Genomic DNA, 14,024 nt, shown 5'->3' with positions numbered 1-14,024 from the left:
ACCGCCAAAGCGGTTTTCTCATTCTGTCGTCCAGTCAAACTCGTCGTATTCATCATCGTCTTCTTCGTCCTCGATCAACTCATCATCAAGGACGTCTTCCTCAAGATCATCTTCTGCCTGCTTCGCCAGAAGAAACTCCTTACGACTCTCAGTCACTGCTCGCCGCAGTTCCTCACCCTTCACCGGGCAGTTGAGCATTTGGGCGATGCGGTCGATTTTTTGGGCCACGGCATCCTCCAACGCATCGGCTATGGGCTGATAGTGCGCGCTTTCGGGTGTCGATGCCAAATCGGCGACCGCTGTTCAGCTCATTTTTTCTGCATTTCTTTGAGTTTGGCCGCCAGGTTTTCCTTGGGAAAGCGCTTGTGCAATGTCGTCATCAGCGCTTCGGCGGCTTGGGTTTGTCCGGCCTCTTGCAGGCGCATCACTTCACGTAATTGATCCTCCAGTGACTTGGCCGGCGCGGCGGCGCGTTTGCTGAGTTTGGCTTCGTCGGCCATTTCGCTGTTGATCGACTCGCGTTGCATAGGTGCGGAAAAATCCGCCATCGGCGCAGCCGGTGCGGGAGCGGACAAAGCCTCGGCCGGTGCGGCCTGGGAGCGGGCAGCGGCTTCCTGTTTGGCGGCCGGTGCGGACGCTTTCGGCGCAGGCGCGAAGTCGTAACTCGGCAGTTGTTGCGGCGTGCGTTGCACCAGTGCCAGCATCAGGGCCACGCCGACGAGGCTGGCGAATGCCACTTGCCAACGGGGCTGTTGGCAGGCGCGGAGCCAGCGTTGCCACAGGTTTGGCTTTGGCGCAGGGGCTTCTCGGTGCGCGGTGGCGAGGATGAAGGCGTCGAGGTGCGCCGGTGGTTCGCCGCTGCTGTGGTCGCGGAAATGCTTGAGCACTTCATCGTCGGACGATGGCGGTGTTTGTTTGGCGTCAGTCATGTCAGTACCTCCTCGGCCAGCAGCCGACGCAGTTTTTGCTGGGCGTAGCGCAAGCGGCTTTTAACGGTTTCCAGCGGTGTTTCGGTGAGGGTGGCGATCTGCGGCAGGTCGAGGTCGCCGTGGGCGCGCAGCAGGAACACTTCGCGCTGGTCGGCGGGCAGGGTTTGCAGGGCGGTTTCGAGGCGTTGACCGTCGCGGCTCAGGCTCAGCAGTTGTTCAGGGTCGGCTGCGTCGTCGATCAGGGCGTGGGCCTGTTCGTCGTAGCTGTCGTGCAAGGGGTTGTGAATGCCATGTTTGCGCCAGTGATCGATCAGTCGGTTGCGGGCAATCTGGTAGAGCCAGGTACGAAAGTTCGCCCGGCCTTGTGGCTGACTGGCGCTGCGGATCAGGCTCAGCCAGGTTTCCTGGTACACCTCTTCGGCCAGTTCGGGTTTGCCGCTGAGGCCGAGAAGGAATCGATACAGGCCCTGGCGGTGGCGGGCGTACAAAACTTCGAACGCCGGCCCGTCGCCAGAGCGGTAGCGCGCCAGCAGCGATTCATCGCTGCTGGCGGTTGAGCTGATTGCAGGATCGGACATGTCAGCCTTCACTCTATCCGGTTGTCGTTGGGCGGTTGATTCGAGGCGGTGGAGGTTCGCAGGCTCTGCGCCAATTCCACCAATTGCACGAACTCACCACGCAGGCCAAACGGGTCATCACCCCGTGCGCCACGGGCCAGGGCTTCGGTGTCTTTCAGGCTGAAATCACCGGTGTAGCGCCCATCCTTGAGCTGCTGGGAAAAGGCAGCGACGGCGGCGGCAAAGCGCAGGTCATCGCTGGCGGCCGAGAGTTTGCCGGCCTCCCCCTTCAGGATTGGCCGCTCGATCAAGCGACTGTTCCCACCTTCCGGCAACTGATAACGCACCCGCAGCATCGCCAATTCCCCGGTTTTTGCGGAAACTTCTGCCCCGGAATTGCCGTAGCGCAGCGGTTCCAGCCAGCCCTTCTCGCCCTTGGGCACAATTTCATACAGCGCCGTCACCGTGTGCCCTGCGCCGATTTCTCCGGCGTCGACTTTGTCGTTGCTGAAATCCTCACGCTTCAAGGCGCGGTTCTCATAACCCAACAGCCGATATTCGCTGACCTGAGCCGGGTTGAACTCCACCTGCAGCTTCACGTTTTTCGCCACCACCGCCAGGGTTGAGCCGAGTTGATCCACCAGCACTTTGCGCGCTTCGCGCAGGTTGTCGATGTAGGCGTAGTTACCGTCGCCGGCGTCGGCCAGTTGTTCCATCAGGTGTTCATTGTAGTTATCCACACCAAAACCCAGGGTGGTCAGGGACACGCCAGTCTTGCGTTTATCCACAGCCATTTGCTTGAGGCTGTCGAAGTCGCTGATACCGACGTTGAAGTCACCGTCAGTGGCCAGCAGGATGCGGTTAATGCCTTTGGGGATAAACGCCTGTTGCGCCATTTGGTAAGCCAGTTCGATACCCGATGCGCCGGCGGTCGAGCCGCCCGCCGCCAATTGATCGACGGCGGTACGAATTTTCGCTTTTTCCCGTCCGGAAGTCGGCTCCAGCACCACACGGGATTCTCCGGCATAGACCACCAGTGAAACCCGGTCCTGCTCGCGCAATTGATCGACCAGCAATTTCAGGGTGCTTTTGACCAGAGGCAAGCCTTCGCGACGGTCCATGGAACCAGACACATCCACCAGAAACACCAGGTTCGCCGGGGCCAGTTCCGCCACCGCGTGATCAGACGCCTTGATGCCGATGCGCAGTAACCGGGTATGCGGGTTCCACGGTGACGGCGCCAGCTCGGTGGTCACACCGAACGGCGAGCCGTCGGTGGGCAAGGCGTAATCGTAGGGGAAGTAATTGACCATCTCTTCCAGCCGCACCGCCCCTTCCGGCGGCAAACGCCCCTGATTGAGCAAGCGCCGGACATTGGCGTACGCGCCGGTATCGACATCGGCGCTGAAGGTCGAGACCGGCGCTTCGGCCACGCTGTGAATCGGGTTATCGGCCAGCGCCTGATATTGCTCGCGCTGTTCATCCCGGTAGCCCTGTGGATAAGTTTCACCGGCGGGCACCGGCGCGAAAGCGACCAGCGGGCCCGGTCGTGCGCTGCGCTTGGCCATCGCGGTGTCCGCCATGGCCGATTCGCGCACTAATGCTTCAGTTTTCGGCGCATTTTGAGCCGGAGGCGCAACCGCTGCCGGGTTGCCCGTCTCAGAGGCTGGTGTGGATGAACCGCCGCAACCGGCAACGGCCAGCAGCAACCCGGCGGCGAAACCCTGGGCGGCCGGGCGGAGGACATGCAGAGGAAGGGACATGGGGGCTGACCTCAGGAGGAAATTGACTCATTCATCCTCTGAGACGGACAGCCCGCCGGGTTCGGGTTAAGCCGACGTGAAAAATCTTCAGCGGTGATAACGCCGCACCACGCTGCTGTTTTTCAGCACATGGCCTTTGATCTGTTCCAGCAACTGCGCGCGGGTCAGGCCGGCAGGCAAGGCTTCTGGCGCCAGGTCCAGGGCGTAGATCTGGATGATGTAGTGATGGGTGCTGTCACCGATGGGCGGGCACGGGCCGATGTAGGTGGTGGTGCCTTTGATGTTGGTGCCACCCACGCCTTCGAGGGTGGATTTAGTGCCGACACCGGCCGGGATCTGCCGCGTCGTGGCCTTGATGCCGTAACGAATCCAGTGATCGACGCCCAGGCCTTTCTGACCGTCCGGGTCGTGCATGACGATGGCGTAGCTGAGGGTGCCCTGGGGGCCGGCGCTCCAGCTCAGGGCCGGAGACTGATTCTTGCCACCGCAACCGCTGGCATCGCTGGCCTCCGCCGACGTGAACAGCCGATTGTCCGAAACGCCGGGGATGCTGAGGGTGAAACGCTCCTGGGCCTGCGCCGGTAACTGCACGCAAAGGGCGACTGCAACGGCCGCCAGCCAAGGGTTCAAAGAGGTCAATCGGGTCATACCGGAGCACCTTGTGCGGGGTGGGGCCGTCGTCGGCACGCAAACTATAGCCGGACCGTTCGTGCGGTGGCAGTGGGAATTGGCTGAACCTGGGAATAAGCGCCAAACTCGTAAGTGAAATACCTGCCTGGAGATCGATCATGGCACTGCACCGCGTCGCCCGTTTCGCCGATGTGCCCCTCGACCGTGGCCTTGAAGTCCGGATCGACAAGATGAAAATCGTCTTGCTGCGGGTCGGCGATCAATTGCGCGCCTATCAGGGCAGATGCCCCCACGCCGGGGCTCCCTTGGCCAAAGGTGCGCTGTGTGAGGGCCGACTGATCTGCCCGTGGCACAAGGCGGCTTATCGGCTCGAAGACGGCGCGCTGTGCGAGCCACCTTCCCTGGACAGTCTGCGGCGCTATCCGCTGGAGTTGCGCGACGATGAGGTCTGGGTCGACGACCAGCCGATGCCCGGCCCCAGCACACCGCCGGAGGATGATAAGCGGACCTTTGCGATCATCGGCGCCGGTGCAGCGGGGACGGCCTGCGCGGCGGCGCTGCGGGAGAAAGGCTTCAGCGGTCGGGTGCTACTGATCGACCGTGAGCCCGAAGCCGGATACGACCGTACGGCATTGAGCAAATTCGTGATTGCCGGGGAAATGCCACCGGACGAAGTTCCGCCGCTGCGCGATGAAGACTTTTATCGGGAACAGCGCATCGAACGGATAAACAGCGATGTGATGGGCCTGGATGCACCGAACCGGACCCTGCGCCTGGCCGATGGCCAATCGTTGAGCTATGACGCCGCAGTGATTGCCACCGGTGGCATACCAAAATCCCTGTCGCTGCCAGGCGCCGATCTGCCGCAGGTGTTCGTGTTGCGCTCGAAGGCGCAGGCGCAGCAGATTCTGACCACCGCAAAACCGGGTCAAAGGGCAGTGATTGTCGGCGGCAGCTTCATTGGTCTGGAATCCGCTTCATCCCTGCGTCAGTACGGCTTGGATGTCACCGTCCTGACCCGCCATGCCATCCCTTTCGAGGCGCAATTCGGCGAGGCCGTCGGCAAGGCGATTCGTGCCCTGCACGAGGCCAATGGTGTGGTGTTTCATACCGATGGCGAAGCGGCGAAGATCGAAGGCACAGGCAAAGTCGAAGCGGTGCTGCTGGACAACGGCCAGCGCTTGCCGGCGGATCTGGTGCTGGTCGGCATTGGCGTCACCCCGGCGACCACCCCGTTTACCGATCTGCCGAAGGAAAAAGATCAGTCATTGAAGGTCGACGGCGGCATGCGCGTGACCGACGGGCTCTGGGCCGTCGGCGATATCGCGACCTTCCCGCTCAATGGCCAGCCCCAACGGATCGAACACTGGCGCCTGGCCCAGCAACAGGCGCGGATTGCAGCGGCGAATATGCTCGGCGGCGACGAACGCTACCTCGACGTGCCGTATTTCTGGACCTGGCACTTCGGCAAAAACTACGACTACCTCGGACACGCCGAGGCCTGGGACGAGGTTGAGTTCAAGGGCGACCCTGAGCATCCACCGTTTATTGGCCTGTTCGCCAAAAACGGCGTGGTAGCGGCGGCCGTTGCCTGCGATCAGGAACGAGCCATGGCGATGCTCGCCGAACGGATGAAACAACCGCTGTCGATGGACGAGGCGTGGCGCCTGGTTCGGGATTTTGCCTGACGCACGTCCGCAACGCGTTAGGCTCAGATGTGGCTTATCGGCTCGCGGTTGTCATCATCTTCGGCCGGCAGGCGGATCACCAGTGGATGTTCCAATGGCGCCAAGGGCGGCGGCAGTTGAGACGGGTCGACCGGGGTGAAGTGCGTAACGACGTGACTGACATCGCCTTCCTGATCGTTGTGAATGGTCATCGAGCCCGGTGCGCGCAGTTTCTCCAGCCGGTCGCCGGTGAGCTTGAAGCTTTTGCTCAGCCCCTGATCGTCCACCACCGGCGCCGGCAAACGGCGCTGGGCGAAGCTCTTGCTTTTGCGCTGTTGATAACGCGCCCAGCCAATCAGGATCACCGCGTTGAACAGCGCCACCCACAGGTAGATCTGCAATGTGCCGAGGGCGTCGAAAAACGACCCATCGATGCGCGGCCCGTCATGGGTATCGATCAACGGCCACAGACCCCGCGCCAGCAAATACAGCAGCCCGATCCAGGCCAGCACGGTGAAGAAAACATCGAGAACGACCAAAAAGGGTCGCTGCCGGGTTCTGATGATTTTCATTTGATGACCTCCTCTTCATCGTCATCCAGCGGCTTGATGCCCCGGTCCGGACTGACCCAGCGCGCACGCTTCTGATGTTGGCCAAACAGCACTTTGGGGAAGCTGACCAAGGTGGTGAGCAGGCTGATGAACCAGAACACCAGCGGGTACCAGACCACCCAGAACATGGTCCTGCCGAGCCCTTTTTCGTAACGGCGATCGATCATGATGCTGACCGCGAATTGCACCAGGCAAACCACCGCCAATAGCAGCCCGGTAAAGGCCGGCGGCATCAGGTGATGGACGGCAATGGCGGGCGGCATTTCGACGAAGTTGCCGACACCCCAGAAAATCACCGACAACAGGAAGGTGAAGGCCCAACCGGTGGACAGGCAGTATTCGAACAGCAGCGGCCACAGGTAACGATGGCGGTATTGCCAAATGCCCCGGATATTCTTGAACAACACCTCAGCGCCGCCCTGGGCCCAGCGCAGGCGCTGTTTCCACAGGCCGCCGAGGGTTTCCGGCATGAGGATCCAGCACAACGCGCGGGGCTCGTAGAAAATGCTCCAGTGATCCAGTTGCAGCTTCCAACTGATGTCGATGTCTTCGGTGATCATGTCCGGGCTCCAGTAGCCGACCCGGTTCAGGGCCGTACGACGGAAGGCGACGATCACCCCAGAGACGGTAAAGATCCGCCCGAACACCCGCTGGGTACGCTTGATCAGGCCGATGATCGAGGAGAACTCGCCGACCTGTACCCGACCAATCAGGGTCGAACGGGTGCGGATTCGCGGGTTGCCGGTCACGGCGCCCAGTCGCGCGTTGTCGAGCATCGGCGCCACCAGATAGGCCGCGGTGTTCGGCGCCAGCAGCGCATCACCGTCGATGCACACCAGGTACTCGCTGCGCGCCGCGATGGCGCCCATGCGCAGGGCAACGGCCTTGCCCTGGTTCTCCGCCAGGTGCAGCACCCGCAAACGCGGATCCTGCGCCGCCAGTGCGTCGAGCACCGCGGCGGTGTTGTCCTTGGAGCCGTCGTTGATCGCGATCACTTCGATGTTCGGGTAATGCTGGGCCAGCGCCGCGTGGATGGTATCGGCGGCGTTGTCGCCTTCGTTGTAGCAAGGGATCAGGATCGAGATCAGTGGTTCGCCGGCCAATGGTGGCGGCAAGGTGTCGTCCTGCCACGGCCAGTGCCGCTCCCAGTGCAGCCAGAAATACAGGCCGCCGGCGATCCACAGCCCCGACATGAACAGTGGGTAGAAGAACACGAAGTCCATCAGGAATTGCCCGGTGACCAGAAAGATCAGCCCGAGGGGAACCCCCAGGACGATCGCCAGAACCAATAGGGCCAGAAGTCTGTCCAGCATGTTATGGATTCCACTTGTTGGAGAGCGCCGGCCGCACGGCTTTCAGGTCCGGCTGGTTCTCGAGGAAGTTGTCTGGGTAGTAGCCGAAACTGGTGGCGCCCTGACGCTTGAGGCGGCCCATCCAGTCAGCCAGCTGCCCGCCGTCGATGTCGGCGTGTTTATTTTTCGTCCAGTCGCGGGCCTGCAATTCGAACACCGTGCGGTCGAGGGCGCCGGGGCGCGATTTGACCGTCGCCACCAGTGCTTCAAGCCAGGGGCCGGATTGCTGATGGCTCTGTTTTTCCATCAGTGGCATGGCCATCGGTGCCGTCCAGTCGTAGGCGCCCAGGAAGTCGTCGAGATTCTGCGCAAACCAGGCTTCGCTCTCGGGGTTGAGCATCGGCTCGGCGAAAATATTGCGCGCCGTTTTCACTTGCGGGCCGCGAATGGCGCGAACCTTGGCGGTCAGCTCATGGGTGAAATCGATCAGGTAGCGGCTCTTGAACCGCGTCCAGCGTTGCAGGGTGGCCGGATCCTCGCGCAGGGCGGCAATCGAACCGGGCAGACCGTTGGCGGCATAGATTTTCAGGGCTTCGGGGCCGGCGTCTTCGAAGTCCGACAGCACCGCGTCATCGTGATAGAGGATGCCGTCGACCGAGGTCAGGCGTGCCACGTCTTCGTAGATTTCACCGATGATGCGCCGCACGTTCGGATCGAACGGTGACAAGCGCTTGTACTGGTCCGGATCAATCGACGTGGTGCCGGTTTTCGGGTCCCAGCGAGTGACTCGCGGCAACTTCGAATCCAGGGCAAAACTCAGCACCGGCATCCACGCGAAAACTTTGACGTGAGCCCGGGTGCGCAGCTGCCAGGCCACACGGTCAAAGATATCGGCACGCATCGGCAGGTGGCGGTTGGGGAAGTACAGCGAATGCACCAGGCCATCGCCCGCAGGGTCGGCGAAGGCTTGCAGGAACACCGTGTTGGCGCCCATGTCGGCCATGCGCTGGATCAGTTTGCCGAGGTTGATTTCCTGTTGGGCCGGGTCCGGGTCGTAGACGTTGTCCAGGTCCACATGCACCACGCGCATCGGCGATTCGGCCTGCACCGCGACGACGCTGTTGGCGAAGTGTTCGCCATCCGGGTCCGAGGCCACCAGAAAGCGTGGGCTGCTCATCAGGTTGTCGAGGGCATCGAGGCCGTCGTCCAGTGTCAGGGCCATCTTATAACCCTGGTCGTTGATCACTTGCAGCGAGGTGCCATCCGCCACGCCGTACGGCCAGACCCAGACTCGCGGTTTGTAGCCAGTGACCTTGCGGATCTTCTCCGAGATGGCCGCTACGTCGGCGCGCATCCGGGCCTGGAATTGGGCTTCGGTTTCATAGCGACCGGTGGCGGCGTCATAGCGCCGGGTCGCGGCCGCCGGCTGCAGGTTGCCTTGCGGGTTGGCCAACACGCCTTTGTGGCTGGCGTCGGTGTGGGCGGCGATTTCCACCAGGCCGGACCGGGAAATCTCGCGGATCTGCTCCCAGGTCAGGAAATCCGAACGCTTGCGCGGTGTGCCGGCGAAGTCGACTGGCTGGTTCGGCGGCGTGTCGATCCACACCCCGACCGGCGCCAGCAAGGCGTGCCAGTTATAGGCACGCAGCACCGGCAACACGCGGGTGTAGAAACTCGAATAACCGTCGTCGAAACTCAGCAGGATCGCCCGTGGCGGCAATTCAGGGCCGCCATTGCGAGCGGCGATGATCTGGTCAACGGTGACCGGTTGGTAGTTGTTCTCCCGCAACCATGCCAGTTGCTCGATCATGCGCTCGGTGCGCACGGCCACCACCGCCTGATCGGGGTCGCGGTCTTCGACATCGTGGTAAGCGATCCCCAATACATGGTTTTTCGGCCACGGCTTTTCATTGGCCGACACTGTACGTTCGGACGGCGGTACGAAGGTCGGAGCTTGCTGGGCACAGGCGCTGATCAACAGCACTCCCAGCAGGAGGATGAAACGCGAAATAAAAGGCATCTTCAAACTCTTCTAGAAGCGGTAAGTAAGGTCGACGAGCAGGCGCAGATCGGTTTCCCGGTCACCGTCAAATGGCCGGTTGATCACGCTCAGCAGGCCGCCCACCTCGAATACGTCGTTCCAGCTGTAGCGCTGGCCGTAACCCAGCAGGGCGATACCGCCGGTGCCGTGATCGCGCTGACTGTAAGTGCCCGCACCGGCCTGGAACTGCTGGCTCCAGGAAGTTTCGTAGCGGTGGTAGAGCACGTGATTGACGTTCACCGTCGGCAGCACGCTTAAGTCGGATTTGGGGTTGAAGTACGGCACGTCGTCGGACTTGGAGTTATGGCTGCTGCCGACTTCCAGGCCGAGGTCGACTTGCAGCCCCGGCGCGCGATAAACGCCCTCGCGACCAGTGAGCACAGCTTCGATACGGTTGTTGCCGTCGCTGAAGTGCGAGGGGCTGACCGCCAGTCTCCACTCACGGCTTTCATTGGCGCGCCAGCGGATAAAGCCGCTGCCGCCGTTGGCCGTGATGTCGCTGTTCAACGCTCGCAACGGCGTTTGTGCCGACAGGTATTCGAGGCTGCCGCCGTACTGCCAGTGATCGTCGATGTCTCGGGCAATCGCCAGGCGCGCGCCCTGTTTATCGCCAAAGCCGTAGGAATGGTTGGAAACTTCCGCTTCCAAGGACATGTCACGGGTCCGGCGTTCGAGCCCGACACGCTGGAAGCGATGGTGACCAGTGCCTTCCTGGAAATCGCCAGTGGCGTAGCCGGCACCGGCGAACAGGCGCCAGTCTTCATCGATGGGCGGGCTGTACAGCGTGGTTTCGATGCCGAAATCGCGGCTGCCGTTGACCGCCCCGACATCGCCGTTGCCGCCGCCATAACTCTTGCCGCCGTAGGCCTGCACTCGCAGCTCGGCCATATCATGGACCGCACGCTGACGCTGCAAACGCTGCACCTGACGGTTGTCCGGAAAACGCGCGACCACATCGTCGGTCAGCGCATCCATCTGCCGCCATTCCTGCAGGTCCATGGCAGTGTGGCCCTGAGCGACTTCCAGCCCGATATCCCGCGGGGCCATGCTCTCGGTTTCCTTGAGCTGATTCTCGGCGCGTCGTGGCCAGTCCCGGGCCAGGTACAGATCGGCCTGGGCCAGGCGCAGGCCGATGTTGCCCGGCGCCTGATCCACCAACGCCTGTAAACGCTGCTCGCCCGATGGCAGGTCGGCGCCGTAGGTGCCGGCCTGGGCGGCGAGTTGCTGCGCGTCCATCCATTCATCGTTGGGGTTGCCCACCGGCAAGCCCTTGAGCTCGACCCGTGGCTTTTGGGTCTTGGCCAGGTCCTCGGCGACCTTGCGCGCATCATCGGCCTTGTCGCTTTCGAGCAGGGCGTAATAGAGCGCGGTGCTGTCTTCCAGGCGATCGCCGACATCGGCATCCGGCGCTACCAGCACCTGGCGATACAAATCGGTGGCGATTTCCGGCTGACGCTGATCCAGATAGGACGACGCCACCCAACGCAGGGCATAGGTCGGAATCTTCACGCCTTCGGCGAGCAGTTTCTGGTATTCGGTGATCACATCGGCGGTGCGTGCACGGGCCTTGAGGGCGCCCATGCGGTCGATTCGCCAGCGGATGACGTCATCGTGGGCCGCAGGGTCCGGCGTCCAGGTCGCCAGTAACTGGTCGTAATCGGCCAGGGCCCGATCGGCGATCACATAACGTTCTTTTTCGCTGCGGGTGGCGAGTTCGGCCAGGCGCACGCGTTCGGCGGCCAGGTCGCCTTCGAGACGGCGTTGCGTGACCGGATCAATCAACCCCGGCCGCTGACGCGCCAGGCGCAAGGCCGGCTCCGGCAAACGAGCGCGTTGCAGGGCAATCACGTATTCCCGAGCGACTTCGGGTTTGCTGCCGGCGCGGGTGAAGGCCTGGTCGTATTCAAACAACGCATCGTAAGTGGCACCGGCGCGGGTCAAGGCGTAGGCCAAAGCCAGACGGCGGCCAGGATCATCCGGTTTCGCCGCCACCAGCGCCCTGGCGCGGGCAACCGCCTCGTCAGGTTTACCGGCGTCGGCCTGGGTCATCGCCAGGCCCAGCTGCAGGTCGGTATTTTGCGGTTCAAGAGCCAGGGCCTTGTTGTACACCTGGGTCGCCGAGTCCCAACGCTTGAGGTTGCGATAGGCCCGCGCGGTGGCAGTCAGGGCCTGGACCGGCAACGCTCGATCACGTCCCTGGGTTTCATAGACCTGTACCACTTCGGCATCCAGACCGGCCCAACTGGCGATCTGCAAGTGATCGCTGATCTGGCCAGTGGAGGCCTGGCTTACCGGCACCTGGCGCAACACCGTCAGCGCAGGCGTGTAGTTGCCGGCCCGCGCATCGCGAACCATTTGATCGTAAGGGGTATCGGCGAGCGCCAGCACCGGCCACAACAATTGGCCGCACAGCGCAACGCGAAACAAGGGGCGCAGCCCACGGTGAATAAAGGGACCAGCAATACGCGGCATTCGTCAGCATCCTTACATGGCCAGCCGGGTCGCAATGCCCCTTGCCCACTTGTGACGGAAAGCCGGATCGAAAGACCCGGCCAAGCTTTATCGAAGCAGTCTTGCATGCAAGCGTAGTCAATAATTCAAGACACAATATTTCTTCAGATTCGTGAGAGTGCGAAACCTGTAGCGAGGGGGCTTGTCGGAACGCCGCACCGCACCGTTTCAATGCGTAGCACTCACAAAATCTTTGGTGCATCAGAGTTTTTGGGGCTGCTTCGCGGCCCAACGGGGGCAAGCCCCCTCGCCACAGGAACTCCAGACAGCAAAACGCCCGGCGTCTGCGTGTTGCAGAGGCCGGGCGTTGCGCTGAAGCCTGCGGTTTTACTGGATGGTGACGTCGCCAGTGCCGCCGAGCTTACTCATCACAAAACCGACAAACTCTTCGAGGGTCATTTTCTGGCCGTTGAAGTCCACCTGATTGTTGGCGTAATGCAACTTGGTGACGACGTTGTTACCGTCCAGTTTTGCCAGTTGCGTACCGACCGCCATGCTGCTGAACATGTCGGCGGTTGCGCTCGCCTGATCGGCGATGAGCTTGGCATCGGTCTGACCGTCGATTTGCGACTGCACGGTGAGCAAATCAATGAGCATTGGCTTGGACACCAGTACGTTGAATTCCAGCAACGCGATCAACTGCTTGACCAATTGGTCCGGCGGCAGGTCCATGGATTGCGGTTTGGTCAGGTCCAGCACCAGGTTGGCGCGGCTTTCGCCGTTGCTGGTGTTGAACGACAGGTTTTCCAGGGCCACCTGGGGACCTGCGGCCAGCAGTTTCTCCAGACCGGTCTTGACCTGTGCCTCTTCGGCCGGGGTCAGGTTCAGCGGCGGCGCCGGCAGACCGGCGGCAGTGGCTTCGGCGGCGGCCCGCTCGTACGGTTGCAGTTTGGTCTGGTAGATCTGCATCAGCGACATCGTCGACGGGATGTCGAGGTTTTTCAGGCTCATGGCCATCTGCGCAGAGCCGATAACCTTGCCGTTCAAGGACACTTCACCGACCTTGTAATCGGCACGCCCCGAAGCGTTGGTGCCTGATTCCCCAGTCTGGTTCTTCATTTCAAAGTTCTTGAAACCGAGTACCGATTGCTTGGGGCCAAAGGTGGTTTTGCTGTTTGTCAGCTCGAGGGTGTTGTCACCGACGTAATAGCCGTAGGTGCTTTTGTTCAGGTTGCTGGCCAGGGTCAAGCCGTTGAGCTCGACCTGCACCGGCGTCTGGTCTTCAGCCACAGTGGTCAGCTTCAGGCTGTCCATGTAACCGTCGGCCTTGACCTTTTGCGCCTGGGCGCTGGCGGCCACGTCGAGTTTCAACCCGGAGAACGTCAGGTTGGACTTGTCATCCAGTGCCGCTTCCAGCGGCAGGAATTCGAGCGAGCCCTTGGTGGAGTTGTCGTAGCCGATGTTGACCACACCCTTGACCGGGGATTTGTCCTTGGCGGCGGCGAACCACTTTTCGGTCAGCGGGGTTTTTTCCAGCTCGTAGTGACTGGTGGCCAGGACTGGCAACCACTTGAACGATACCAGGCGCGAGAACGGCAGCGGGCCGTGTTCGATGCGGTCGACGAACAGCATCTCCACCGGCGCTTCACCAAACATCTCGCCCTCGCCCTTGAGGCGGTAGTGCGCGGTGCTGCTGAACACATGACGCTCCAGCGACACCAGCTCCAGCGACGCCGTGCCGTTGGAACCTGCCAGCGCGGCATGCAGTTCTTTGTTGGCATCGGCGATCGAGCTGTTCAGCACCCCATCGAGTTTGCTGCCGGTGTACCAGGCGCCGCCCGCGCTGATTGCACCGATGGCCACGACAATTCCTAGAAGCACGCCTGCTGATTTATTCATGAAGTACCCGATCAATGTCCATTGTTGAAAGTCTGGTCGTCTTCCCTGAACCCATAACGGGTCGCGGTCACGACTGCGCTGAAAGTGGCGAGGAGATTAGCATTTGCGCCGTGGGACGGCCCAATGATTAAAGGTGAAAGAGTGTCCATGGGATGCGGCGGCCTGTGGACAACTGGCAGGGGAG

At 61.8% G+C, this 14,024-nt stretch carries 11 protein-coding genes; 1 reads left to right on the top strand and 10 read right to left on the bottom strand.

What is annotated here, in order from left to right:
- Positions 1-18: 18 nt before the first annotated feature.
- The 5 genes from AC1DQM_RS19255 to AC1DQM_RS19235 all read right to left on the bottom strand — a co-directional run bounded on the left by AC1DQM_RS19255 (position 19) and on the right by AC1DQM_RS19235 (position 3,897).
- Positions 19-288, bottom strand: coding sequence for a hypothetical protein (locus tag AC1DQM_RS19255; protein ID WP_219731001.1), 270 nt, complete (start codon positions 286-288; stop codon positions 19-21).
- A gap of 20 nt (positions 289-308) precedes the next feature.
- Complete coding sequence (locus tag AC1DQM_RS19250) at positions 309-929, bottom strand: hypothetical protein (RefSeq protein WP_477746702.1); 621 nt, start codon at positions 927-929, stop codon at positions 309-311.
- Positions 926-1,507, bottom strand: a complete 582-nt coding sequence (locus AC1DQM_RS19245; RefSeq protein WP_477746701.1) for an RNA polymerase sigma factor — start codon at positions 1,505-1,507, stop codon at positions 926-928. Before AC1DQM_RS19245 ends, AC1DQM_RS19250 begins: the two co-directional genes overlap by 4 nt.
- Before the next feature lie 8 nt (positions 1,508-1,515).
- Entirely contained in the window at positions 1,516-3,249 is a 1,734-nt protein-coding gene (locus tag AC1DQM_RS19240; protein ID WP_477746700.1) for a vWA domain-containing protein, read from the bottom strand.
- Between the two features lie 87 nt (positions 3,250-3,336).
- On the bottom strand, positions 3,337-3,897 hold the full coding sequence (locus AC1DQM_RS19235; RefSeq protein WP_018929375.1) for a YbhB/YbcL family Raf kinase inhibitor-like protein: 561 nt from the start codon (positions 3,895-3,897) through the stop codon (positions 3,337-3,339).
- Between the two features lie 140 nt (positions 3,898-4,037).
- Here AC1DQM_RS19235 and AC1DQM_RS19230 point away from each other — a divergent pair, with 140 nt between their 5' ends.
- The gene (locus tag AC1DQM_RS19230) at positions 4,038-5,567 is read left to right on the top strand and encodes an FAD-dependent oxidoreductase (protein ID WP_477746699.1); all 1,530 of its coding nucleotides are present in this window, start codon (positions 4,038-4,040) and stop codon (positions 5,565-5,567) included.
- A 23-nt stretch (positions 5,568-5,590) separates the two neighbouring features.
- Here AC1DQM_RS19230 and pgaD read toward each other — a convergent pair whose 3' ends face one another.
- The 5 genes from pgaD to AC1DQM_RS19205 form a co-directional block, all read right to left on the bottom strand.
- On the bottom strand, positions 5,591-6,118 hold the full coding sequence (gene pgaD, locus AC1DQM_RS19225; protein ID WP_477746698.1) for a poly-beta-1,6-N-acetyl-D-glucosamine biosynthesis protein PgaD: 528 nt from the start codon (positions 6,116-6,118) through the stop codon (positions 5,591-5,593).
- Positions 6,115-7,470, bottom strand: a complete 1,356-nt coding sequence (pgaC, locus tag AC1DQM_RS19220; RefSeq protein ID WP_018929378.1) for a poly-beta-1,6-N-acetyl-D-glucosamine synthase — start codon at positions 7,468-7,470, stop codon at positions 6,115-6,117. Before pgaC ends, pgaD begins: the two co-directional genes overlap by 4 nt.
- A 1-nt stretch (position 7,471) precedes the next feature.
- Entirely contained in the window at positions 7,472-9,469 is a 1,998-nt protein-coding gene (pgaB, locus tag AC1DQM_RS19215; RefSeq protein WP_064615770.1) for a poly-beta-1,6-N-acetyl-D-glucosamine N-deacetylase PgaB, read from the bottom strand.
- 12 nt (positions 9,470-9,481) lie between these two features.
- Entirely contained in the window at positions 9,482-11,962 is a 2,481-nt protein-coding gene (pgaA, locus tag AC1DQM_RS19210; protein ID WP_477746697.1) for a poly-beta-1,6 N-acetyl-D-glucosamine export porin PgaA, read from the bottom strand.
- 366 nt (positions 11,963-12,328) lie between these two features.
- Complete coding sequence (locus tag AC1DQM_RS19205; RefSeq protein ID WP_026286662.1) at positions 12,329-13,840, bottom strand: YdgA family protein; 1,512 nt, start codon at positions 13,838-13,840, stop codon at positions 12,329-12,331.
- Positions 13,841-14,024 lie beyond the last annotated feature (184 nt).

The sequence above is a fragment of the Pseudomonas sp. 01L34 genome, assembly GCF_056400265.1.
Note: the sequence above shows the minus strand (reverse complement) of the source record. Positions and strands in the feature narration are given on the sequence as shown.

Bases quoted from the DNA above. Each gene is read 5' to 3' on its own strand.
- AC1DQM_RS19250 (WP_477746702.1), bottom strand. From the start codon at position 929: ATGACTGACGCCAAACAAACACCGCCATCGTCCGACGATGAAGTGCTC.
- AC1DQM_RS19245 (WP_477746701.1), bottom strand. From the start codon at position 1,507: ATGTCCGATCCTGCAATCAGCTCAACCGCCAGCAGCGATGAATCGCTG.
- AC1DQM_RS19240 (WP_477746700.1), bottom strand. From the start codon at position 3,249: ATGTCCCTTCCTCTGCATGTCCTCCGCCCGGCCGCCCAGGGTTTCGCC.
- AC1DQM_RS19235 (WP_018929375.1), bottom strand. From the start codon at position 3,897: ATGACCCGATTGACCTCTTTGAACCCTTGGCTGGCGGCCGTTGCAGTC.
- AC1DQM_RS19230 (WP_477746699.1), top strand. From the start codon at position 4,038: ATGGCACTGCACCGCGTCGCCCGTTTCGCCGATGTGCCCCTCGACCGT.
- pgaD (WP_477746698.1), bottom strand. From the start codon at position 6,118: ATGAAAATCATCAGAACCCGGCAGCGACCCTTTTTGGTCGTTCTCGAT.
- pgaC (WP_018929378.1), bottom strand. From the start codon at position 7,470: ATGCTGGACAGACTTCTGGCCCTATTGGTTCTGGCGATCGTCCTGGGG.
- pgaB (WP_064615770.1), bottom strand. From the start codon at position 9,469: ATGCCTTTTATTTCGCGTTTCATCCTCCTGCTGGGAGTGCTGTTGATC.
- pgaA (WP_477746697.1), bottom strand. From the start codon at position 11,962: ATGCCGCGTATTGCTGGTCCCTTTATTCACCGTGGGCTGCGCCCCTTG.
- AC1DQM_RS19205 (WP_026286662.1), bottom strand. From the start codon at position 13,840: ATGAATAAATCAGCAGGCGTGCTTCTAGGAATTGTCGTGGCCATCGGT.